The 23,779-nt window shown below is 73.6% G+C and carries 17 protein-coding genes; 9 read left to right on the plus strand and 8 right to left on the minus strand.

Going from position 1 to position 23,779, the window contains the following annotated elements; translation table 11 throughout:
* Positions 1-4: 4 nt before the first annotated feature.
* From OG715_RS04835 to OG715_RS04850, 4 genes are all read left to right on the plus strand, one after another.
* Positions 5-709: a succinate dehydrogenase cytochrome b subunit gene (locus OG715_RS04835; protein ID WP_266277079.1), complete on the plus strand. Its 705-nt coding sequence runs from the start codon at positions 5-7 to the stop codon at positions 707-709.
* A gap of 56 nt (positions 710-765) precedes the next feature.
* Positions 766-2,724 carry a fumarate reductase/succinate dehydrogenase flavoprotein subunit gene (locus OG715_RS04840; RefSeq protein WP_266277475.1) on the plus strand — a complete coding sequence of 653 codons (1,959 nt, stop codon included), beginning with the start codon at positions 766-768 and terminating at the stop codon, positions 2,722-2,724.
* Complete coding sequence (locus OG715_RS04845; RefSeq protein ID WP_266277077.1) at positions 2,721-3,467, plus strand: succinate dehydrogenase/fumarate reductase iron-sulfur subunit; 747 nt, start codon at positions 2,721-2,723, stop codon at positions 3,465-3,467. Before OG715_RS04840 ends, OG715_RS04845 begins: the two co-directional genes overlap by 4 nt.
* 306 nt (positions 3,468-3,773) lie before the next feature.
* On the plus strand, positions 3,774-4,079 hold the full coding sequence (locus OG715_RS04850) for a hypothetical protein (protein ID WP_266277075.1): 306 nt from the start codon (positions 3,774-3,776) through the stop codon (positions 4,077-4,079).
* Positions 4,080-4,192: 113 nt separating this feature from the next.
* Here OG715_RS04850 and OG715_RS04855 read toward each other — a convergent pair whose 3' ends face one another.
* The 3 genes from OG715_RS04855 to OG715_RS04865 form a co-directional block, all read right to left on the minus strand.
* The gene (locus OG715_RS04855; protein ID WP_266277073.1) at positions 4,193-5,485 is read right to left on the minus strand and encodes a transglycosylase family protein; all 1,293 of its coding nucleotides are present in this window, start codon (positions 5,483-5,485) and stop codon (positions 4,193-4,195) included.
* A 161-nt stretch (positions 5,486-5,646) separates the two neighbouring features.
* On the minus strand, positions 5,647-7,092 hold the full coding sequence (locus OG715_RS04860; protein WP_266277071.1) for a hypothetical protein: 1,446 nt from the start codon (positions 7,090-7,092) through the stop codon (positions 5,647-5,649).
* A gap of 676 nt (positions 7,093-7,768) precedes the next feature.
* Entirely contained in the window at positions 7,769-8,683 is a 915-nt protein-coding gene (locus OG715_RS04865) for a DUF2797 domain-containing protein (RefSeq protein ID WP_266277069.1), read from the minus strand.
* A 132-nt stretch (positions 8,684-8,815) separates the two neighbouring features.
* Between OG715_RS04865 and OG715_RS04870 the strand changes: the two genes are divergently transcribed.
* The 4 genes from OG715_RS04870 (at position 8,816) to OG715_RS04885 (ending at position 15,480) form a co-directional block, all read left to right on the plus strand.
* Entirely contained in the window at positions 8,816-9,490 is a 675-nt protein-coding gene (locus tag OG715_RS04870) for a hypothetical protein (RefSeq protein WP_266277067.1), read from the plus strand.
* Positions 9,491-9,633: 143 nt separating this feature from the next.
* Positions 9,634-11,871, plus strand: coding sequence for a restriction endonuclease (locus tag OG715_RS04875; protein ID WP_266277065.1), 2,238 nt, complete (start codon positions 9,634-9,636; stop codon positions 11,869-11,871).
* A 202-nt stretch (positions 11,872-12,073) separates the two neighbouring features.
* Entirely contained in the window at positions 12,074-12,844 is a 771-nt protein-coding gene (locus tag OG715_RS04880) for an ABC transporter ATP-binding protein (protein WP_266277063.1), read from the plus strand.
* A 74-nt stretch (positions 12,845-12,918) separates the two neighbouring features.
* The gene (locus OG715_RS04885; protein WP_266277061.1) at positions 12,919-15,480 is read left to right on the plus strand and encodes an ABC transporter permease; all 2,562 of its coding nucleotides are present in this window, start codon (positions 12,919-12,921) and stop codon (positions 15,478-15,480) included.
* Between the two features lie 103 nt (positions 15,481-15,583).
* Here the strand turns inward: OG715_RS04885 and OG715_RS04890 are convergent, their stop codons facing one another.
* The 5 genes from OG715_RS04890 to OG715_RS04910 all read right to left on the minus strand — a co-directional run bounded on the left by OG715_RS04890 (position 15,584) and on the right by OG715_RS04910 (position 21,307).
* Positions 15,584-16,231: an HNH endonuclease family protein gene (locus OG715_RS04890; protein ID WP_266277059.1), complete on the minus strand. Its 648-nt coding sequence runs from the start codon at positions 16,229-16,231 to the stop codon at positions 15,584-15,586.
* Positions 16,232-16,507: 276 nt separating this feature from the next.
* A complete protein-coding gene (gene efeU, locus OG715_RS04895; RefSeq protein WP_266277057.1) occupies positions 16,508-17,374 on the minus strand; it encodes an iron uptake transporter permease EfeU in 867 nt (288 codons plus the stop codon).
* 50 nt (positions 17,375-17,424) lie between these two features.
* Positions 17,425-18,756, minus strand: a complete 1,332-nt coding sequence (gene efeB, locus OG715_RS04900; RefSeq protein WP_266277055.1) for an iron uptake transporter deferrochelatase/peroxidase subunit — start codon at positions 18,754-18,756, stop codon at positions 17,425-17,427.
* 142 nt (positions 18,757-18,898) lie between these two features.
* Positions 18,899-20,038 (minus strand): iron uptake system protein EfeO, encoded by a 1,140-nt coding sequence (efeO, locus tag OG715_RS04905; RefSeq protein ID WP_266277053.1) that lies wholly within the window; start codon positions 20,036-20,038, stop codon positions 18,899-18,901.
* Positions 20,039-20,350: 312 nt separating this feature from the next.
* Entirely contained in the window at positions 20,351-21,307 is a 957-nt protein-coding gene (locus tag OG715_RS04910) for an ABC transporter ATP-binding protein (RefSeq protein WP_266277051.1), read from the minus strand.
* Between the two features lie 285 nt (positions 21,308-21,592).
* On the opposite strand from OG715_RS04910, the gene OG715_RS04915 reads away from it, so the two are divergent.
* Positions 21,593-23,755 (plus strand): AMP-binding protein, encoded by a 2,163-nt coding sequence (locus OG715_RS04915; protein ID WP_266277048.1) that lies wholly within the window; start codon positions 21,593-21,595, stop codon positions 23,753-23,755.
* Positions 23,756-23,779 lie beyond the last annotated feature (24 nt).

Below are 23,779 nucleotides of genomic sequence, written 5' to 3' on the forward strand. Positions count from 1 at the left end.
TGCCATGACAACCGCGTCCCGGACGGCCAGGCATCCGTCCACCCTGGCGACCCTCTGGCGGTCGACCGTCGGCAAGAAGGCGGTCATGGCCGTCAGCGGACTGGCGATGCTGCTGTACCTGGTCGCGCACATGCTGGGAAACCTCAAGGTCTTCTTCGGCCCGGAGGACATCAACGGCTACGCGGCCTGGCTGCGCACGATCGGCCAGCCGTTCCTGGGCCACGAGTGGTTCCTCTGGATCGCCCGGGTCGGCCTGCTGGCCGCCGTCGTCCTGCACGGCGTGGCCGCGGCCCAGCTGAGCCGGCGGGACCTCGCCGCCCGGCCGAGCAAGTACGCCCACCAGCGGCGGCGGGCGAGCTACGCGACCCGGACGATGCGCTGGGGCGGGGTGATCCTGGCGCTGTTCATCGTCTGGCACATCCTCGACCTGACCACGCTGACCGTGAATCCCGCCGCCGAGCACGGCAGGCCCTACCAGAACATCGTGGCCTCCTTCGGGAACTGGTACTCCTGCGTGATCTACATCGTGGCGATGCTCGCCGTCGGCCTGCACGTCCGGCACGGGTTCTGGAGCGCCGCGCAGACCCTCGGCGCCAACAACGCCCGCCGGGACCGGGTGCTGAAGCTCACCGCCAACGGGCTGGCGCTGCTGCTGACCGCGGGCTTCCTGTCCGTCCCCGTCGCCGTGATGACCGGAGTGGTGAAGTGAACGCGTCCCCGGAGCAGAACGCCTCCCCGGAGCAGACGGCCTCCCCGGAGCACAGGGTGCACCCGGAACACACCGCGTACCCGGACTACAGCGTCGGCGAGCCGATCGCCGACACCCGGTCCCCCGGGGGGCCGATCGAACAGCGCTGGGACCAGCGCCGGTTCGAGGCCAAGCTGGTCAACCCCGCGAACCGGCGCAAGCACACCGTGATCGTGGTCGGCACCGGCCTGGCGGGCGGCGCGGCCGGTGCCACCCTCGCCGAACAGGGCTACCACGTGGTCCAGTTCTGCTTCCAGGACTCGCCCCGGCGGGCCCACTCGATCGCCGCCCAGGGCGGCATCAACGCCGCCAAGAACTACCGCAACGACGGCGACTCCGTCCGCCGACTGTTCTACGACACCGTCAAGGGCGGCGACTTCCGCGCCCGCGAGTCCAATGTGCACCGCCTCGCCCAGGTGTCGGTGGAGATCATCGACCAGTGCGTGGCCCAGGGCGTGCCGTTCGCCCGGGAGTACGGCGGCCTGCTGGACACCCGCTCGTTCGGCGGCGTCCAGGTCTCCCGGACCTTCTACGCGCGCGGCCAGACCGGCCAGCAGCTGCTGCTCGGCGCCTACCAGGCACTGTCCCGGCAGATCGCGGCCGGGAACGTGGAGCTGCACGCCCGCACCGAGATGCTCGACCTGCTGGTGATCGACGGCCGGGCGCGCGGGATCGTCGCCCGCGACCTGGTCACCGGCGAGGTCTCCAGCTACACCGCCGACGCCGTGGTGCTCGCCTCCGGCGGTTACGGCAACGTCTTCTACCTCTCCACCAACGCCAAGAACTCCAACGCCACCGCGATCTGGCGGGCGCACCGGCGCGGCGCGTACTTCGCCAACCCGTGCTTCACCCAGATCCACCCGACCTGCATCCCGCGCTCCGGCGACCACCAGTCCAAGCTGACGCTGATGAGCGAGTCGCTGCGCAACGACGGGCGGATCTGGGTGCCGAAGGCCGAGGGCGACACCCGGCCGCCGGCCGACATCCCGGAGCAGGAGCGCGACTACTACCTGGAGCGGATCTACCCGGCCTTCGGCAACCTGGTGCCGCGCGACATCGCCTCCCGGGCCGCCAAGAACGTCTGCGACGAGGGCCGCGGCGTCGGACCCGGCGGGCAGGGCGTCTACCTGGACTTCGCCGACGCCGTCCGCCGGCTGGGCCGGGACGCGGTGGAGGCCAAGTACGGCAACCTGTTCGAGATGTACGAGCGGATCACCGCCGAGGACCCGTACCGGGTGCCGATGCGGATCTACCCGGCGATCCACTACACGATGGGCGGGCTCTGGGTCGACTACGACCTGCAGACCACCGTGCCGGGCCTGTTCGCGGTCGGCGAGGCCAACTTCTCCGACCACGGCGCCAACCGGCTCGGCGCGAGCGCGCTGATGCAGGGCCTCGCGGACGGCTACTTCGTGCTGCCGCCGGTGCTCAACGACTACCTGGCCCGGGAGCCGCTGCCCACCGTCCCGGCCGACCACGAGGAGATCGCCTCGGTCGAGGCCGAGGTCGCGGACCGGCTGAACCTCATCCTCGCGGTGGACGGCGACCGCACGCCCGACTCCTTCCACCGCGAGCTCGGCGAACTGCTCTGGGACGAGTGCGGGATGGCCCGCGACGAGGCCGGGCTGCGCCGCGCGCTGGAGCGGATCCCGGTCCTGCGGGAGGAGTTCTGGCGCCGGATCAAGGTGCCAGGCACCGGGCAGGAGCTCAACCAGTCGCTGGAGAAGGCCAACCGGCTGGTCGACTACTTCGAGCTGGCCGAGCTGATGTGCCTGGACGCGCTGCACCGCGCCGAGTCCTGCGGCGGCCACTTCCGCACCGAGAGCCAGACCCCGGAGGGCGAGGCGGCCCGGCGGGACGAGGAGTTCTCCTACGCCGCCGCCTGGGAGTTCACCGGCACCGGCCGGGCGCCCGTCCTGCACCGCGAGCACCTCGACTTCGAGTACGTCCACCCCACCCAGCGGAGCTACGCGTGAACCTCACCCTCAGGATCTGGCGCCAGGCGGGCCCCGACACGCCCGGCTCGATGACCACCTACCAGGTCGGCGGGATCAGCCCCGACATGTCCTTCCTGGAGATGCTGGACACCCTCAACGAGGAGCTGATCCTGCGCGGCGACGCGCCGGTCGCCTTCGACCACGACTGCCGCGAGGGGATCTGCGGCGCCTGCGGCATGGTCATCAACGGCCGGGCGCACGGCCCCGAGCGCACCACCACCTGCCAGTTGCACATGCGGCACTTCGAGGACGGCGACACCATCGACGTCGAACCGTGGCGGGCGGCGGCGTTCCCGGTGGTCAAGGACCTGGTGGTGGACCGGTCGGCCTTCGACCGGATCATCGGCGCCGGAGGGTACATCACCGCCCCGACCGGCAGCGCACCGGACGCACACGCCACGCCCGTCCCCAAGGAGGCCGCCGACACCGCGTTCGAGCACGCCGAGTGCATCGGCTGCGGGGCGTGCGTGGCGGCCTGCCCCAACGGTTCGGCGATGCTGTTCACCTCGGCCAAGGTGGTCCACCTGAACGTGCTGCCGCAGGGCGGGCCCGAACGCGCCTCCCGGGTGCTGAACATGGTGGAGGCGATGGACGCCGAGGGCTTCGGCGGCTGCACCAACACCGGTGAGTGCGCGACGGCCTGCCCCAAGGGCATCCCGCTGCCGAGCATCGCCGCGATGAACCGGGAGTATCTGCGCAGTTCGCTGCGCGGCGGTCGCTGACGCCCGGGGCGGAGCGGCCCCTCAAAGCCGAAGCGGGGCGCGCGTGGTGCTCGTGCGCGCCCCGCTTCTTCGACTGTTCGTCAGGATCGTTACTGGCTCCTCGGATTTCGCGCTACGGTGGTCCCCGCGCCGAGGAGGAATGCATATGCCCGAGGTTCAGGCCTGCTCCGGGTGCGGCGGGTCCGGGGGGACCCAGAAGACCGAAGCCACGGTCGAACTGGACGAGGAAGGGAGCATGGTGCCGAAGATCCACACCTTCTGGTCGCCATGCGGTCGGTGCCACGGATCCGGGACGGTGATCGTCGGATGAGGCTGGTCTTCGAATGCGTCGAGTGCGGTAGCCACTACCTGCCGCCGGAGGCGATGGTGTACCCCGACGGGCCGGCCTCGCCGGTCTGGTGCACCCACTGCCAGACGGCGAAGCGGGCGGCCGGGGTCCGGGAGGACCCGCTGCTGGCGCGGGTCGCCCTGGCGACGGCCAAGGCCGCGCGGGCGCTGGCGACCGGGGCCGAGCCGCCCCCGTCCGGGCGGGGCGACGTACGGCCGTCGCGCCCGCCGCTCTCGCGACGGGCGCGCTCGGGACCGGGCGGCGTGCGGGGCAAGCTCGCGTAGCCGGTCCGCCGCCCGGGATCCGCACCGGAGACCGGAGCTGCGACCGCAGCCGGGCCCGGGTATCAACTCCGGTCCCGTCTCCGGGTCTCAGCTCCGGGTATCAGCTCCGGGTATCAGCTCCGGACGACGACCATCTGGGCGCCGCCGTCGGGCATCCCCGCGATGGACACCTTCCGCCCGCTGAAGGCCGTGTTCCACCACCCCTGCCAGCTGCCGGACGAGTAACGCGCGTTGTGGTAGACCTGACCGTCGTTGCCCACGGCGAGCATCTGGGCGTCACCGTTGGACATCCCGGTGATCGCGAGGCTCCCGGCCTGGAAGCCCGCCGCGCCGCCGTAGCCGGCCACCGCGTTCCAGCCCTGCCAAGTACCCGCGGCGAACCGCGCGTTGTGGTAGATCTTCCCGTCGTTGCCCACCGCCAGCAGCTGGGTGTCACCGTTCGGCATGCCGGCGACGGCGATGTCCTTGGCCTGGAAGGTGTCCGCGCCGAAGCCGGCCACCGCGTTCCAGCCCTGCCAGGAGCCGTCCACCGCGCGAATGCTGTGGTACAGGTTGCCGTCGTTGCCGACGATCAGCACCTGGAGGCTGCCGTCCGGCAGGCCGGCCGCCGCGATCCGCTGGGCGCCCCAGGTGCCGACCGGCGCCCATCCCTGCCAACTGCCAGAGACGAAACGGGCGTTGTGGTATATCTTGCCGTCCGCGCCGACCGCCACGATCTGGGTGTCGCCACTGGACATGCCCGCGATCGCCTGGGCCCTCGCGGAGAAGCGCGGGGATCCGGCGTAGCCGTCCAGGGGCGCCCAGGGCGTCCACGACCCGTTCGGGTAGCGGGCGGTGTGGTAGAGGTTGCCGTCGGACCCGGTGGCCAGGGTCTGCGTCGACCCGTCCGGGGTGGCCGCGATCGACTCCTGCGAGGCGTTGAAGAACGGGGCGGTGCCGAACCCGTTGAGCGGCTTGAAGGACGTCCAGTTCCCGTCCACCAGACGGGTCGCGTGGAAGAGGTCGCCGGGCGAGCTCACCGGCGCGGTCGGCGCGGGGTAGGGATCGGCGTGGTCGGTGCCCAGACCGCCGTTGCACTTGGCCGCCCACGCCCCGGTGCCCTGGCCGGCCAGGATCCGCTCGGCCGTCAGGATCTGCTGCTGCTTGGTGGCCTGGTGCGGGAGCGGTGCGTACTGCGTCCCGCCGAACGCCTCCCAGGTGCCCTTGGTGATCTGCAGGCCGCCGAAGTAGGGCCATCCGGCGCGGTAGTAGCTCCAGTCGCCACTGCTCTCGCACTGCGCCACCCGGTCCCAGGTGGCCACCGAGGCGGCGTGGGCGGAGCCGGCCGCGACGGCCGGCAGGCCCAGGGCGGCGAGTGCGGTGAACGTGACGGCGGCGGCGAGGGAACGGCGGGTCGAGCGGGACATCGGAGCCTCTTCCAGGGCGGCGGGGCGGGAGCCGGAGCAGGTGGTGTCGGTGGGAGCCGGGCGGGGCCGGCGGCGGGAGCCGGAGCAGGGGGTGGGCGGAGCGGGCCGGCCCACCGCGCGGGAACCGCGGGTGGGCCGGCCGGAAGGGCTCGCGCCGTCGATCAGTTGTAGGTGCCGCCGATCGAGACGTCCCAGTGGTTGCCGACCACGCCGTTGAGCTGGATCGCCGCGGCGCCGTCCCAGCTGCCGGAGCCGTCGCGGATGGTGTGCATGATCCGGTCGTCGTTGGTGATGAAGACGACCTGGAGCTCGCCGTCGACGTTCGCGGCGCTGACCCGGTTCGCCGCGAAGGAGCCGATCACGGGGGCGAGCGGGTTGAAGGGCTGCCACGTGCCGTTGGCGTAGCGGGCGCCGTGGTACTGCTCACCGCTGGTCGTCACCACGACGATCTGCGCGTCACCACCGGTGCCGGCGATCGCGACGTCCTGGGCGGCACCGACGTTGCCGGCGGCGTCGTACGCGCTGGCCCAGGGCTGCCAGGCGCCACCGACGGCGCGGATGGTGTGCTGGACGACACCGCCCGCCACCGAGACGACCTGGAGCTCGCCGTTGACGCTGGCGGCCGCCGCGCTGGTCACGGTGCCGGAGGCCGGGGTGATGTCGCCGAACCGCAGCCAGGTGCCGTTGGCGAGGCGGGCGGTGTGGAAGAGACGGCCGTTGGCCACCGCGACGACGTGCAGGTCACCGCCGATGGAGACCGCCGAGAGCTTGGTGACGCCGCCCAGCTGGTTGGTCTGCGGGCCGATGTCGGTGAAGTTGTCCCACGAGCCGGTGTTGTGACGGATGGTGTGGTTGATGGCACCGTTGCCGCCGACCGCGAGGATGTGGGTGTCGCCGTTGATGCCGGCGTCGGCGATGGCCTGGACACCGCCGATGTTCCCGGCCGCGGCCTCGACGTTGCCGAAGCCGGTCCACGAGCCCTGGCTGTTGCGGGTCGAGTGGAAGACGTCACCGCCGCCGTTCACGATCACCTGGGCGCCCCAGCCCACCGGGGCCGGCTTCGGCGGCAGCGGGGTGCTGTCCACGGTCTTGTCGTAACGGTAGGGCAGGAAGCCGTTGTTGACGAGGTAGCTGCGGGAGTAGGTGGTCCTGCGGGCGGTCAGACCGGACCGCGGCTCCTCCATGATGTTCGCGGTGGTGTGGCTGCCGTCGGTCCAGCCCGTGAACAGCACGACGTGGGTGGTGATGTTGTCGATCATGTCGCCGGGCTGCAGGTCGTCCAGGCTGTTGAGCCGGGTCGACACGTCGTCGAGGGTGGAGGTGACCCGGCTGGAGCCGAGGTGCCAGGCCATCGAGACGAAGCCCGAGCAGTCCTGCCGGTAGGAGCCGTTGCTGTCGGAGTGCCACAGGCTCTGGCTGTACGGCACCGCCTGGTCGACCCAGTTCTGGGCCCGGGCGATGATCTCCGAGCGGGTGATCGGGCCGTTGACCGCGGAGGTTCCGACCGCCTGGGCCGACGCCGTCAGCGAGACGGTGGAGAGGGCCGCGCCGAGGACGAGGGTGCCGGTCAGGGCGATGTTGGCAAGCTTGGAACGGGTGACGGACATGCTGAAGTCTCCAGAGAGGTGTCAGGGGGTCGGCGGCCGACCGCAGATGGCGGGTTCAGGGGCACGTCGACGGAGGAAGGAGGGCGCGGCGGCACGGTGCTCGGACCGGCGGAACTGCTCTCCGGGAGCAGTCGGCGCGCCTGGCGCTCCGGCACGGAGGTGCCGGGAGTGTGCTGGATCGGACCGCCTCACGGGCCCGGTGGGACGGCTGCCCTGCAGGAACAGCCGGCCGGGCCCGGGGCGGGCGGCAGCGGGGTGGGACGGGGTGGGGCGGGGTGGGGCGGGCGTCAGCTCCGGACGATGCCGGTGGCGGTGCCGGGTGCGGCTGGTGCGGCGGGTACGGCGACCGCGGTGGCCTCGGTGACGACGGTGCGGAGCATGAGGGTGCCCTCTCCTGTTCGACTGGTTCGACTGGTTCGACGTGGTGCAGTGAACCGGTGGACGCGTCCCGCGGTGGCGCTTCTCCCGGTGCCGCTCCGGGCTGTTCCCCTGGCGGCGATCACTAGCTTCGTCGCTGGTCGGCCCGCACGGAAGGGCTTCCGGGCGACCGGAAGCGTCCCTGGACCGTTCCGGTCACCGGCCCCTCAGGAGCACAGCGGCGAGCGGCGGCCCGGGTGCCGGGGCGCCGCGCGGAGGGGTGCCGGCGGGACGGGCCCGCGCGGGCTCCGCCTCCCCGTCAGAACAGCGCTTCCTGGGTGTCCGGAGGCTCCGGCCGGACCCTGGGGACCAGCGACAGCCCGGACGGCGGACGGCCGGGCGCCGGGGCGAGGGTCCAGCCGGTCAGCAGCCGGGTGTCCAGGAGCAGCGGTGGCTCCCCGCCGGGCCGGTCGAGCAGCAGGTGCCGGCCGATCGGCGCGCGCAGCCGACCGGCCACCACCGCGCCGTCCGCCAGGCCCTCGACCGCGTCGTAGACGGCGGGAGCGCCACCGGTCAGGCCGAACAGCCCGACCTGGTCGACCACCGGGTGGTCGGGCAGCAGCTCCACGTCGTGGCCGTGCAGCAGGCCGTGCGCGCGGGCGCGGGCGTCGGTCAGCACGGTCCGGCGGTGGGCGGCGTCGCCGTGCTCCCACCAGTGCTCCACCTTGGCCCGCACCTTGAACCGCTCCCGGGCCAACCCGGCCGAGGAGACGGTGAGTTCGGCCCGGCGGACGGCGGGCAGGGCGCCCCGGGCGGCGAAGGTCCAGGCGAGCGCGCCCTGTTCGAGCAGCCGGCTGGTGCCGCGCTGCTCGGCGGTCAGGCCGACCTTCAGCAGGCCCTCGCCGAACCAGGCGAGGTAGAGCCGGTAGGTGCGGCCGTCGTCGAGGATCCGGTCCCGGGCCAGGGCCAGGCCCCGGTCGACGCTCTGGCAGGGCGGGCACTGCACCGCGCCGCCGTCCGGAGCGATCACGGCGCGGTGCGGGCACGGTGTGCGCTCGGCCCGGCCGGCCAGCAGGGCGCCGATACAGCGGCGCGGTCCGCCCAGCCGCCAGCCGACCCCGGTGCCGGGCACCACCTCGCGCTCGTGCGTGCGGGGGCCGTGGACGGCGCTCAGCACCGCCCGGCCGTCCCGCCACGCCAACCCGGTGGAGATCCACCCGTCCGTCCCGCTCACCCTTGCCCTCTGGCCCCTGGCCTCACCCGTGCCGCCCGAATTGTCGAGGCTACCGGGTGGCACCGACAGGGTCCGCCGGGTCCGCGGGCCGACCCCGCTCCCGGGCCCGGCCCGGGGCGGTAGCGTCGCCGCATGACCACCACCGACACCCTGCCCGGCCCCGTCCCGCCGGGCCCCGTGACCCCGGACGACCTGGCCGCCGTGCTCCGGCTCGCCGTCGACACCCTGAGCGCCGCCCCCGCCGGCACCGACTGGTCCAGGCCGGCCGGCGGCATCACCTGGGACTGCTGGAGCACCGTCGAGCACCTGGCGGACGACCTGCTCGCCTACGCCGCCCAGCTCGGCCCCGAGCACCCGCCGCAGCACCGCTACGTGCCGATCGTGGCCCGGCGGGCGAACCCCGGCGGCCCGAACAGCTTCGTCTTCGTCGAACGGGAGGACGGACCGGAGGCGCTGGTGGAGGTGCTGGCGGCGGGCGGGGGGCTGATGGTCTCGATCGCCCGTACCAGGGGCCCGGAGGTCCGGGCCTTCCACCCCTGGGGCCTGGCCGACCCGGCCGGGTTCGTCGCGATGAGCCTGGTGGAGACCCTGGTCCACCTGCACGACGTGGCCGAGGGTCTCGGCCTGCCCTGGGAGCCGCCGGCCGAGGTCTGCGCCCGCACCCTGGCCCGGCTGTTCCCGGACGTCCGGCCCGACCCGGCCGGCCCCTGGCCGACCCTGCTGTGGGCGACCGGCCGCCGCGCCCTCCCCGGCCGCCCGCGCCGCGAGGACTGGCGCTGGTACGCGGACGTGCCGACCTCGGCCTGACACCTGCTCACCCCCGGGCGACGCCGCAGGTCGCGGGCCCTTTGCGCGCTCCCCCGGTGCACGTTCTATTGTGGCGGGCGCGGGCGGTGGCGCGGCCGGGAGGCGGGCGCCGGGCCGGAGCGGCGTGGAGCGAAGGGGTGGACGTGGCGGGGCGGCGGAACAACGGGGTGCTGGCGGTCTGGGCGGAGGCGCAGCGGCAGGAGCAGCGCCGGGAGGAGGCGCGCTGGCGCGCCCAGGCCGCCGAGCAGCGCCGGTGGGAGCGCGAGCAGCGCGAGGCGCAGAAGACGGCGGCCCGCGGCGAGCGGGAGGCGCAGCGGGCGTACCAGCAGTCCAGGGAGGCCGAGGCCGCCCGGCGGACGGCCGAACTCGACGGCCGGGTGGAGGAGTTGCGGGGTCTGCTGGCGGCCGGTCTGGACCGCCCGGCGTTCCGGGCGCAGAGCCTGCTGGCCCCGCGCCCGGTGCCGCCCTTCGAGCCGGGGCGGCTGGGCGAACCGGTGCCGATGCCGGACCAGGCGCGCTACCAGGTGCCGCCGCCGGACCGGGCGCAGGCCCGCAATCCGGGGGTGCGGCAGCAGTACGAGCAGTACGTGGCGCAGGCGCGGGCCCGGTTCGAGCAGGACTGGTACGCGGCGCAGGCCGCCGAGGCGGAGCGGCAGCGGCGGCTGGGCGAGTACCACGGGCAGTACCTGGAGTGGGTGGCCCGGTTCCGCCGGGAGGACGAGGAGCGCGCCGCCCGGACCGAGGAGTCGCTGCGGCGGCTGCGGTCGGGCGAGGCAGAGGCGGTGCAGGAGTACTTCTCGGCCGTGCTGTACGCCTCGGCGGGCTGGCCGGAGGGCTTCCCGCACCGGCTGGTGGCGGCCTGGGAGGCGAGCAGCCGCCAGCTGGTGGTGAACTGGGAGCTGCCGGGCCCGGACGTGGTCCCGGCGACCGGCCGGGTGCGGTACGTGAAGGCGGACGACCGGGAGGCCGAGGTGGCCCGCCCGGCGACCGAGCGCAAGGCGCTCTACCGGGAGGTGCTGGCGCAGAGCGCGCTGCGGGTGGTCACCGAGCTGTACCGGGCGGACGGGGACGGGCTGCTGGCCTCGGTGGTGCTGAACGGCTTCGTCCGCGGCATCGACCCGGCGACCGGCCGGGAGGCGGAGCGCTTCCTGACCACGGTGACGGTCGACCGGGCCGAGTTCTCCGGTCTCACGCTGGACCGGGTGGCGGCCGTGGAGTGCTTCCAGGGGCTGGGCGGGGTGCTGTCCGCGCGTCCCGAGCGGCTGGACGAGGTGCGGCCGGACCGGCTGCCGGAGACGGTCGGCGGCAGTGTGGCGGGGCAGGGCGGCGAGGACGATCCGGACCTCTTCGAGATGGACCCGATCGAGTTCGAGGAGCTGATCGCGGAGCTGTTCCGGCTGCGCGGTTTCCGGGTGATGACCACGGCCCGCAGCGGGGACGCCGGGGTGGACGTGGTCGCGGAGGACCTCGATCCGGTGACCGGCGGACGGATCGTCATCCAGGCCAAGCGCTACCGCTCGACGGTCTCCCCCACGGCGGTGCGCGACCTCGACTCGACGGTCCGCCACCACGGTGCGATCAAGGGCATCCTGGTGACCACGGCCGGGTTCGGGCCCGGCTCGTACGAGTACATCCGGAACAAGCCGCTGACCCTGGTGAGCGGTCCGGAGCTGGTGGAGCTGCTGGCCGAGCAGGGCCTGCGCGGCCGCCTCGGGGAGCGCACCTCGGGCGGCGGGGCGAACGGGAACGGCGCGAACGGGAGCGGGAGCGGGAACGGGGCGAACGGCTCGGGAAGCGACGGAAGCGACGGGACCGGCGGGGCCGGCGGGGCCGGGAGCGGCAGCGCCGCGGCCGGCACCTCGGGCGCGGTCAGCACCGTGGCCCTGTCCTGGGGCAGCCGCACGGCCGGCGGCGACCCGGTCGAGCTGGACGTCTCGGCGTTCCTCTGCGCGAACGGCCGGGTGCTGGACGACGAGCACTTCGTGTTCTTCAACAATCCGCAGGACCCGGACGGCGCCGTCCGGCTGCACCCCACCCGCTCGGTGCCGGGCGAACCGGTCCGCCGGGCCGAACTCACCCTGGACACCGCTCGGCTGGCCCCGGCGGTGGACGAGGTGGTGGTGGCGGTGTCCACCGAGGAGGAGGAGTCGCCGACGCTGCCGCTCGGCTACGTGCACGGGCTGGCGCTGGGCGGCGCCTTCGGCCCCGATGTGACCGGCCCGGCCCGCTGGGAGGCCGGGACCGGCGGCGTGCCGGAGAGCGCGATGGTCGTCGGATCCTTCCAACGGCGCGGCGGTGTCTGGACGTTCGAGCCGAGCGGGACGCCGGTGCCGGGCGGTCTGGCCGGTCTCGCGGTGCGCTGGGGGGTGGCGGTCGAGTAGCCGGGGTCGGGGGCGGTCCTGCGCCTGACTGAGGAGCCGCCGTCATACCCGAGGAGGAGGGGAGCCCCCGCCGGGCCGCCGGGTCGGCGGGGGGAGCCCGTACCCGGGAGCGACCTTCCGGGCACGGAACGGTGGCGAGAATGGACAGGAAGACGATCATCCGATTTTTCTTCCGCCTTTCCCTCGCCCCCAGGAGACCCTCGTGACGATGTCCGCAACCGCCGTCCGTACCGGCCGGGCGGCCGCCCGCGCCACCGGCCTGAACAAGGTCTACGGGGAGGGCGAGACCCGCGTGGTCGCCCTCGACAACGTCAGCGTCACCTTCCCCCAGGGCGAGTTCACCGCGATCATGGGCCCCTCCGGCTCCGGCAAGTCCACCCTCATGCACTGCATGGCCGGCCTCGACACCGTCAGCTCCGGCTCCTCCACCATCGGCGACACCGAACTCGTCGGCCTCAAGGACAAGCAGCTCACCCAGCTGCGCCGCGACCACATCGGCTTCGTCTTCCAGGCCTTCAACCTGCTGCCGACCCTCACCGCCCTGGAGAACATCACCCTCCCCATGGACATCGCCGGCCGCAGGGCCGACAAGCAGTGGCTCGACCGCGTCGTCGACACCGTCGGCCTCTCCGGCCGCCTCTCCCACCGCCCCAGCCAGCTCTCCGGCGGCCAGCAGCAGCGCGTCGCCTGCGCCCGCGCCCTCGCCTCCAAGCCCGACATCGTCTTCGCCGACGAACCCACCGGCAACCTCGACTCCCGCTCCGGCGCCGAGATCCTCTCCTTCCTGCGCAACTCCGTCCGCGAACTCGGCCAGACCGTCGTCATGGTCACCCACGACCCCGTCGCCGCCGCCTACGCCGACCGCGTCGTCTTCCTCGCCGACGGCCGCATCGTCGACGAACTGACCGACCCCACCGCCGACACCGTCCTGGACCGCATGCGCCGCTTCGACGCCAAGGGCCGCACCAGCTGACCCGGCAGGTCAGCCCCCAGCCCCGCCACCGGACCGGCCGCCGACGCCACGACCCTCAGGACTGACACCACCCCATGTACCGCACCGCACTGCGCAACGTGCTGGCCCACAAGGCCCGACTGCTGATGACGACGCTCGCCGTCCTCCTCGGCACCGCCTTCGTGGCCGGCACCATGGTCTTCACCGACACCCTCGCCAGCGCCTGGCGCGCCCAGAGCGCCCAGAGCTACACCGACATCGCCGTCACCGTGAGCGACCGGGGTGCCGTCGGCAAGGGGTACGACCACGGCGGCAAGGCCTCCGACCGCCCCAAGCTCACCGAGGACACCCGCAAGGCGGTCGCCGCGCTGCCCGGCGCCGCCGAGGCCCGCGGAGTGGTCAGCGGCTTCGCCGGCATCGCCGACCGCAAGGGCGCGCTGATCGGCGACGGCTTCTCCACCACCGGCACCAACTACGTCCCGGGCGCCGACGACACCGACCCGCGCTTCCCGCTGGCCGACGGCCGGGGCCCGCGCACCTCCGGCGAGATCGCACTGGACACCAGGACCGCCGAGAAGGGCGGCTTCAAGCTCGGCGACACCGTCCGCGTCGCGGTCAACGGCCCGGTCATGGAGCTCAAGCTCACCGGCACCCTGCACACCAACGACCCGCGCGTGGAGTCCGGCGGATCGCTCGCCGCCTTCGACACCGCCACCGCCCAGCAGCTCTACCTGAGCCCCGGCCAGTACGACGGGATCGACGTCAAGGCCAAGCCCGGCACGGACGACACCGCGCTGCTGGCCGCCGTGCAGAAGTCCTTCCCCCAGCCCGACACCTTCGACGTCAACACCGGCCGCGCGCTGGCCGCCGAGCAGGAGCGGAGGATCGACGAGAACACCAAGGCGATGTCCACCATGCTGCTCGTGTTCGCCGGGATCTCGCTCTTCGTCGGCATCTTCATCATCGCCAACACCTTCACCATGCTGATCGCCCAGCGCACCAAGGAGCTCGCCCTGCTCCGCGCCGTCGGCGCCAGCCGCAAGCAGATCACCCTCTCGGTGCTGGCCGAGGCGCTGCTGGTCGGCCTGGCCGCCTCGATCGGCGGTCTGATCGGCGGCATCGGCATCGCGGCCGGTCTGCAGGCCCTGCTCAACGGCCCGTGGGAGGCCAACCTGCCGGACGGCCCGCTGGTGATCGCTCCGGGCACCGTGATCGCCTCGCTCCTCGTCGGCGTCGCCGTCACCGTGCTGTCCGCCTGGCTGCCCTCGCTGCGCGCCTCCCGGATCGCCCCGGTCGCCGCGATGAGCTCCAGCGAGCAGCCCGCCACCCAGAAGTCGCTGCTGGTGCGCAACATCATCGGCCTGCTGTTCGCCGTCGGCGGCGCGCTCGGCCTGGTCGGCGGCGCGGCCTCCGAGTCGGTCAACCTGGTGGGCCTCGGCTCCGGCGCGCTGATGATCGGCGTCTTCGTCCTCACCCCGCTGCTGTCCCGCCCGGTGATCGCGCTGTTCGCCCCGGTGCTGCGCAAGCTGTTCGGCACGCCCGGCAAGCTGGCCCGCGAGAACGCCGTGCGCAACCCGCGCCGAACCGCCGCCACCGCCTCCGCGCTCACCATCGGCGTCACCCTGATCACCACGCTGAGCGTGGTCGGCGCCTCGGTGAGCAAGGCCGCCGACCGGGCCTTCGCCAGCGACATCAAGGCGGACTTCGCCGTCGCCATGGACAACTGGTCGATGCTCTCCCCCGAGGTCGCCGGGCAGATCGCCAAGACGGCCGGGGTCACCGCGACGAGCGTGGTGCGGGACGTGCCGGTGGAGGCGGTCGCCGACGGCGACACCTCCTGGCTGACGTCCGTGGACGCGGCGACCTTCGACCGGCTGGTCGACGTCAAGGTCACCGCGGGCGCCGCCGACGCGCTCCAGCAGGGCAAGCTGCTGGCCAGCAAGGACTACGCCGAGCGCAACCACCTCACGGTCGGCTCGACCCTGGACATCACCTACCCCGACGGCACCCGCGGCAGCCTCGCCGTCGGCGCCCTGGTGGAGCGCAACTCCGAGATCGGCGGGCTGATCGCCCCGGACAAGCTGGTCGGCCCGCACGCCATCGCCGGCTCCGGCCTGAAGAAGGTCCTGGTCAAGGGCGCCGACGGCGCCACCCCCGCGCTCAAGCAGGCGCTGCGCGACGCCACCGGCGGCAACCCGCTGATCGGCGTCAAGGGCGAGAAGGACATCAAGGCGGAGAACAACCGGGCGATCAACGGCGTGCTGAACGTCATGTACGGGCTGCTGGGCATGTCCGTGATCGTCGCGATCCTCGGTGTGGTCAACACCATGGCGATGTCGGTGTTCGAGCGCCGCCGCGAGATCGGCATGCTGCGGGCGATCGGCCTGGACCGGCGCGGCGTCGGCCGGATGGTGCGGCTGGAGTCGCTGATGATCGCGCTGTTCGGCGGTGTGGTCGGCGTGCTGCTCGGCATCGTCACCGCCTGGGCCGCCGTGCGGACGATCGCGGGATCGCTGAAGAGCATCACCCTGGTGGTGCCGCCGGTGCAGATCGGGTTCTTCCTGGTCGCCGCCGCGGTGATCGGCCTGCTGGCCGCCGTCTGGCCGGCCCTGCGGGCGGCGCGGCTGGACATCCTGGGCGCGATCAAGAGCGAGTAGCCGTCGCCCCTCGTACGCACGACGCCCGCCGGGACTCCTCCCGGCGGGCGTCGTGCTGTCCGAGCTCGGCGGGCGCCCTACCGCGCCCGGGGCAAACGTTTCCTCAGCAGCCGTTGAGGATCGAGGAGAGGGCGCTCTTCTCCGCGCTGTCGACCGAGAGGCCGTAGTAGTACTTCACCTGCACCCAGGCACGGGCGTAGGTACAGCGGTAGGAGGTCTGCGGCAGCCAGTGGGCCGGGTCCTGGTCGCCCTTGGAGCGGTTGGAGCTCGCGGAGACGGCGATCAGCTGCGGGCGGACCAGGTCGTTGGCGAGGGCCTGGCGCTGGGCGGTGGTCCAGGCCCAGGCGCCCGAGCGCCAGGCCTCGGCCAGCGGCACCAGGTGGTCGATGTCGAAGCTCGACGCGCTGGTGGTGGTGGCGTTGTCGTAGGCCGAGACCCAGCTGCCGCTGACGGAGGCGCAGGCGGAGTCGGTGACGACGTTGCTGCCGTCGCGCTTGAGGACCGTCTCCCGGGTGTTGCAGGTGCCGGAGATGGTGATCCAGTGCGGGAAGAGCGCGCGGTCGTAGGTGGAGGCGTGGGACTCCGCGGCCACCGTGATCGCGGCGAGGTAGCCGCGGGCGGTGGCGGCCGAGACCGGGGTCGGCAGGGCCGCCTGGGCGGTACCCGCGCCGGTCAGCAGGGTGGTGAGGGCGAGCAGCAGGGCGCCGAAGGCGGCGGCCAGGACACGGCGGGGCACGCGTATCGCGGACATGACAGGGAACTCCTGGGTCGAGGAGGGCAGGGGAAAGCCCCCGGGCGGGGAACCGGCCCGGGCTGCCGACCAGCATGTCGCCCCGGGGGTTTACGCGGGTAGATCCCAGAGGTGAATTTTTTGACCGGATGTCAGGTACACAAACCGTCAGGCAACGATCGATCCCTTGCCGTCGGGCCCGGGCATGCGAACGCCCCGTCCGGGGGTCCGGGCGGGGCGTTGCGTGGTGCGGCGGGTGCGCCGGGTGGCGCGGGCCGGTGGTGTCAGGCGGTGGTGTCAGGCGGTGGGGCGTGCCTCGGTGGTGCCGGTGGTGCCGGTGGGCTTGGGGGTGGTGGGTTCGGCGGGGCCGCCGAGGAGGCCGAAGAAGAAGGCGAGGGTGGGGGCGAGGTAGGCGAGCCAGACGACGAGCTGGAGGACGCTGGGGTCGGGCTGGAAGTTGAAGACGCCCTTGAGGAGGGTGCCGTACCAGCTGTCCTTGGGGATCGTGGTGGAGATGTCGAAGGCGAGGTTGTGCAGGCCGGGCAGCCAGCCGGCCTCCTGGAGGTCGTGGACGCCGTAGGCGAGGACGCCGGCGGCGACGACGACGAGCATGGCGCCGGTCCAGGTGAAGAACTTCGCGAGGTTGATCCTCAGTGCGCCGCGGTAGAACAGCCAGCCGAGGAAGGCGGCGGTGAGCAGGCCCAGGGCGGCGCCGACGATCGGGTTGTAGCCGTCCTCGGTGGCCTGGACGGCGGTCCAGATGAACAGCGCGGTCTCCAGGCCCTCGCGGCCGACCGCGAGGAAGGCGGTGGCGACCAGCGCGCCGGTGCCCATCGCCAGGGCCGCGTCGAGTTTGCCCTGGAGCTCGCTCTTGAGGTGGCGGGCGGTGCGGCGCATCCAGAAGACCATCCAGGTGACCAGGCCGACCGAGACGATCGACAGCGAGCCGCCGAGGGCCTCCTGCGCCTCGAAGGACAGCTGGGAGGAGCCGAACTGCAGGACCGCGCCGAAGGCCATCGACAGCAGCACGGCCGCGCCGACGCCGGTCCACACCGGCGGGAGCTTGTCCCGGCGGCCGGTCTTGACCAGGTAGGCGATGAGGATGCAGACGACCAGGCTGGCTTCGAGTCCTTCGCGCAGGCCGATCAGATAGTTGGCGAACACGCCGGCTCCCTGGGGGTGAGGAGGGTGGTACGGGCGGAACGGGCGGGAGGTCAGCCGAAGAGGGCCTGGCCCCACCACTCGCCGGGCTTGCGGACGCCCGCGGGGCAGGCGAAGTGGGCCGAACCGACGTGCTGGATGTACTCGTTCAGCGCGTCGGAGGCCGCCAGCCGCTGCTGCAGCGGGACGAACGCCTTGCGGGTGTCCCGCTGGTAGGCCAGGAAGAACAGGCCCGCGTCCAGCCGGCCGAGGCCGTCGGTGCCGTCGGTGAAGGAGAAGCCCCGGCGAAGGATCATCAGACCGTCGTTGGACTCCGGGTGGGCCAGCCGGACATGGGCGTCGGCGGGCATCGCCTTGAGGTCCGGGGCGTCGTGCTCCTTGGTCCGCCCGTACGCGGCGCCCTCGCCCTTGGTGCGGCCGAAGACGTCCTCCTGCTCCTTGAGCGAGGTGCGGTCCCAGGTCTCGATGTGCATCCGGATCCGGCGGGCCACCAGATAGGAGCCGCCGGTCATCCAGTCCGGGCCCTCGCCGGGAGCGGCCCAGACGTGCTCGGCGAGCTTCGCGGTGTCGGTGCCGGCGATGTTGTGGGTGCCGTCCTTGAACCCCATCATGTTGCGCGGGGTCTGCGCGTCCGGGGTGGTGGAGGAGGTCTTGCCGAAACCCAGCTGGGACCAGCGGATGTTGACGGTGCCCATGCCGATCCGGGCCAGGTTGCGGATCGCGTGCACCGCCACCTGCGGGTCGTCGGCGCAGGCCTGGATGCACAGGTCGCCGCCGCTGCGCTGCGGGTCCAGGTTGTCGCCCTTGAACCTCGGGAGGTCGATCAGGGCCTCGGGCCGCCGGGCCTTGAGGCCGAAGCGGTCCACCGTCTGACCGTCCGGGGCGGACTTCTCGAACAGGCTCGGACCGAAGCCGATGGTGAGGGTGAGCCGTGAGGCCGGCAGGCCCAGGGCCTCGCCGGTGTCGTCCGGCGGCGCCTCCGGCAGACCGCTGGCGGCGCCGCTGCCGACCTCGCGGCCGCCGGTCATCGCGGCGGCGGCCTTGGTCCACTCCTTCAGCATCCGGACCAGCGAGTCGCGGGTGGCGGTCGACGAGACGTCGAACGCCGCGAAGTGCAGCCGGTCCTGGACGGGGGTGGCGATGCCCGACTGGTGGTCGCCGAAGAACGGGATGTCCGCGGTGGCGGCGGGCGCGGCCGGGGTGTCGTCGTCCTGGCGGGTCGCGGCGGCGACCGAGCCGACACCGGCGGCGCCCAGCGCGACCCCGGCACCGGCCCAGCCGATGACGGCGCGGCGGCTGACCGGGGCGCGGCCGGCGGACGACTCCGCGGTGGCGTCGGCGGTGGCGGCCGGCGTCGCGTTCTGCTGCTGGTTCTCGGCGTCCATGGGCGGGTGGACCCTTCTCTGTGCTGAACTCACGGATGCCGTGGCGGCCGCTGGGGCCGCCACGGCGGAGTACCGGGTGTGGTGCGTGGTGCGGGGCCCGGTGCGCGCGCCGCGAAGGGCAGCGCGCACCGGTCTGCGGTGGTTACTTGACGACCACGGCGGCGGCGAGCTTGGAGAGGGGCTCGCCGAGGGAGTTGACGGCGTCGGAGAAGGTCTTGCGCTCGGTGTCGGTGACCTTGTCGTAGGAGGTGTAGCTGCCGTCGGTCTGCTTGTACTTGGTGAGCAGGGCCTGGATGGCGGCGAACTCGCTGTCGAGGGTCTTGGCGAGTTCGGCGTCCTTCTCGGCGGCGACGGGCTTGAGCAGCTCGTAGGCCTTCTTGGCGCCCTCGACGTTGGCGGCGAAGTCGGAGAGGTCGGTGTGGCTGTAGCGGTCCTCCTCGCCGGTGACCTTGCCGGTGGCGACCTCGTCGAGGAGTTCCTTGGCGCCGTTGGCCATGCTGGTGGCGGTGATCTCGGCCTCGGGGATCCTCTTCTGCCAGTCCTTGAGGTCGGCGACCAGCCGGTCGGCGAGCTTCTTCTCGGCGTCGCCGATGACGGCGTCGGCCCACAGGGACTTCTCCAGCTTGTGCCAGCCGGTCCACTCCTGGCCGGGCTCCAGGCCGTCCTCGCGGGTGTCGGTCTTGGGGTCGACGTCGCCGAAGCTCTCGGCGACGGGCTCGGTGCGCTCCCAGCCGGTGCGCGAGGGCGCGAAGAGGGACTTGGCCTTCTCCAGGTCGCCGGCGTTGATGGCGGCGGCGAAGGCCTCGACGGCGGGGACGGTGGCGTCGGCCTGGCCCTGGGCGTAGGCGCGGTAGGAGTCGACGGCGGCGGTCAGGCGGGGGTCGGCGGGGGCGGCGGAGGTGTCGCCGGTGACGGTGATCCTCTGGCGGATGCCGTCGCCGACCATGCCGGGCTTGCAGGCGACCTCGTAGGTGCCGGCCTTGATCTCGGCGGTGACGGTGGCCTTGGTGCCGGGGCCGATGTTCTCGCGCTCGGTGACGATCCTGTCGCCGGCGGCGTAGACGTAGACCTCGGTGACCTTGGATCCCTTGTTGGCGATGTCGATGCTGACGTGGCCGGCCGGGAAGGTGGTCCTGGAGACCTCGCAGGCGGTGTCGGTGGCGTTGACCTTGACGGCGTCGGCAGCGGCCTTGTCGTCCTTCTTCTGCGAGCAGCCGGCCAGTGCGGCGGTCGCCACGGCGAGGGTGAGCAGCGTGGCTGCGGTGGAACGACGGGCGGACATGCGGGCTCCAGCGGTCAGGACAGGGCGTTTCAGGGCAGGGCAGAGCGCGGAACGGGAGCAACGACGCCGTCGGTGCCCCCGCCCACTTAGCTAAGGCATACCTTAGGGATATCGGTTTTTGCCGTCCACACCGGGGTCGGTCACGAAACGGTGCAGGTGGGACAAGGGCTCCGGCGCCTCGGTGGTCGGTCCACCGACGATTTCCGGTCACTCGTGGCTCGGCCGGAGGTGGCGTCGATGGCAAAGAAGTGGTAAAGGGGCACGCACCGGTGGGTGCGCGCCCCTGGGGGAGGTCGTCGAGGACCGCTCCGGTCAGCCGGTCGGGGTGCGCCGGGTCGCGGCCCTGGCGGTCCAGCGGCCGTCCTGCCGGGTGATCCGGATCGGGTGGCCGAAGGTCGCGCTCACCAGCTCGGTGGTCATCACCTCGTCCACCGGGCCGGCCGCGACCGTCTCCCCCGCCCGCAGCAGCAGCGCGTGCGTGGTGGACTCCGGCAGCTCCTCCAGGTGGTGGGTGACCAGGACGCTCGCGAGCTCCGGGTGCTGATGGCGGAGCAGGTCCAGACTGTCCAGCAGCAGTTCCCGGGCGGTCAGGTCCAGCCCGGTGGCGGGCTCGTCGAGCAGCAGCAGCCGCGGGCTGGGCATCAGGGCCCGGGCGATCAGCGCCCGTCCCCGCTCGCCCTGGGAGAGCGTGGTCCACGGGGACTCCGCGGCCTCCGTCATGCCCAGCGTCCCGATCAGCAGCTCGGCCCGCTCCAGTTCCTCCGGGGCGGGCTTGCGGTGCAGGTCCGGCTCGATCGTGTTGGTGACACCGGTGAGGACCACCTCGCGCACGGTCAGCGGCGAGCGCAGCGGATGGCGCGGATTGACGTGGCCGAGGTGGGCGCGCAGCTCGCGGATGTCGACCCGGCCGAGCCGGCGGCCGAGCACGTCCACCTCGCCCCGGGTGGGGTGGGAGACGGCGCCGAGCAGCGCGAGCAGGGTCGACTTGCCGGCGCCGTTCGGGCCGAGCAGGGCCCAGTGCTCGCCGGGGTGGATGTCGAGGTCGATCCCGCGCAGCAGGTGGCGGCCGTCCCGGACGACGTCCACGGCCCGGGTGCGCAGCAGCGGGGCCGACGGCTCGGGCAGCTCCGGCGATTCCGACGTCTCCGGCGGCGCGGCGGGCGAGCCGGTGGCCGGGGCGTCAGCGGCTCGGGCGGCGGCGGCTCGGGCGGCGGCGGCCGGGGCGGCCTCCGGGCCGGTGGCGGGCGGGCGCGGGGCGGACGTGCTCATGCGGGCGGGCCTCCTGGGCTCCTCCGGTGCCGGGCAGGGTCGCGGGCGCGGCGCCGCACCGGACGGGCCGCCGCCGACCGTCCGCGTGCAGAGTACAACCGTCGGTCCGGGCGACGGGTCCGGCGTCCGAGCCGTGGACTGCCGTCCGGCGCAGGCGCCGTGCGTACTCCCCGTTTCCCCGGCGGCAGTTGGGGCCAGGATCGGTGCGCGAACCGTGGAACCGGAGCGGACCGACGGCTCGTGGAAGCGGTGCGGGACACCACGTGCGGGTGGAGGGGACGGGTCATGACAGGGACGGACACACCGCCGGAACCAGGTACCGGACGCGCCGGGACACTGCCGGAACGCTTCGAGGAGCACGCCCGCGCCGCACCGGAGGCGGTCGCCCTGCGCTGGGCCGGAACGGAGCTCCGCTACGGCGAACTCGACGCCAGGGCCGACCGGCTGGCCCGCCACCTGGTCGGGCGCGGGCTCCGGCCCGGCCGGCTGGCGGCGGTGGCGTTCGGCCGGGGTGTCGAGGTGTACGTCGCCCTGCTCGCCGTGCTCAAGACCGGCGCGGCGTACCTCCCGCTGGAGCCCGGCGCCCCCGACCCGCTGCTGCGGCACGTCCTCGCCGAGGCCGCGCCGGACCTGGTCGTCACCGAGGAGGCGCACCGGATCCGGCTGACGGACGCCGGGGCCCGGGAGCTGGTCTGCGTCGACGCGGCCGGGGCCGCCGGGGAGGCGCACTCCGCCGGTCCGCACCCCGTCGACCCGCACCCCGCCGAGCTCGACCCGGACGGCCTCGCGGTCGTCCTCACCACCTCGGGCACCACCGGCCCGCCGCGCTGCGCGGGCCTCTCGCACCGCAATCTGCTCGCCGCCCACCACGGCTGGCGCACCGTCTACGGCATCACTCCCGTCGACCGCATCCTCAGCACGGCGAGCCTGGAGTTCGACGTGTTCACCGCCGACTGGGTGCGCGCGCTCTGCTCCGGCGCGACGCTGGTGGTCGCCCCGCGCAACCTCACCCTGGACCGGGCCGCCGACATCGCCGACCTCCCGCCGCTGATCGCCGCCGAGCGGATCACCCTGCTGGAGCTCAACACCCGCACCGCGCGCCGGCTGACCGCCCTTCTCGCACCGACTGCCGGGGGCCGCCCGCTCGCCGGGGTGCGGGTGCTGACCGTCGGCGCCGAGAAGTGGTGGCTGGACGAGCACCTGGCGCTGCAACGGCTGGTCGGCCGGCCGACCCGGGTGATCAATGTCTACGGGCTGGCCGAGGCGTCCGTGGACAGCACCTGGTTCGAGGTCCGGGGCCTCGACGAGGTGCCCGGCGGCGCGGCGCTGTCGGTGGTCGGCCTGCCGTTCCCCGGCGCCCGGGTGTACGTGCTCGACCCGGACGGCACCCCGCTGCCGGACGGCGCGGTCGGTGAGATCGCCCTCGCCGGGCCGGGCCTCGGCCCCGGCTACCCCGGCCGCCCCGAGGAGACGGCCCGCCGGTTCGTCCGCAGCGGACACGACCCGGACGGCCGGGTCCTGCTCACCGGCGACCTCGGCCGGATCGCGGAGGGCGGCACGCTGGAGTTCGTCGGCCGGGCGGCGGGCGTGGTCGGGCCGACCGACGCCGGTCCGACCGACGCCCGGGTGTCCGCCGCCGCGGCCGGGACGGTGTCCCGCGCGGCCCGCGCCGAGGCCCGGCTGCGCGCCCGCCCCGGGATCCGGGAGGCGGCCGTCGCCGAGATGGAGGTCGCACCCGGTCGGCGCGAGCTGGTCGGATACGCCGTCACCGTGCCCGGCGCGCCGGACACCGACGGCTGGTCGCTGACGGCCGCGCTCACGGCCGCGCTGCCGGCCGGGGAGGCGCCCGCCGCCGTGGTCCCGGTGCCCGGTCTGCCGCGCACCCGGGCCGGCAAGCTCGACCGGGACGCGCTGCCGCTGCCCGCGCCGGGCGACCGCACGCCGCCCCGCCGGTCGGGCGGCGGGAAGGGCTACCGGGGCAAGGGCGGCGGCGGGTCCGGGGGCGGCGCGGAGTCGGAGTCCTTCCTCGGATGCGGCACGGTCACCGTCGGGGTGCCGTCGGCGGCCGTCGCCGCGCTGCTCACGGACAGGCTCTGGCCGGGCTCGACGGACGTCTCGGCGGTGCCGGCCCCGTACGACACCCTGTTCCGCGTGCTCTACCTCTTCGAGTGGGCCGCGTTCGGGCTCGGGGTGGCCTGGCTGCTCTTCGGGGCCGCGGTGACGGCCCGGCAGCGACGGCCCGCCGGCCTGTCGGTGGCCGCGCACCTGGCGGTGTTCTGGTTGCTGGCCTCGTGGTGGCCGCAGGACAACCTGTACCGGACCGCCCACCGGGCGGACTGGTACGCCCAGACCTGGCTGGTCTTCGTGTTCAACATCGCGCTGATGGTCTCGGCCGCGATCGTGGTCCGGTTCCTGACCTGGCAACCGAGGGTGCGCAAGCGGCTGTGAGCAGGCCGGGCCCGGGGGCTCGGG

The organism is Kitasatospora purpeofusca (assembly GCF_036010405.1).
Lineage (GTDB): Bacteria > Actinomycetota > Actinomycetes > Streptomycetales > Streptomycetaceae > Kitasatospora > Kitasatospora purpeofusca.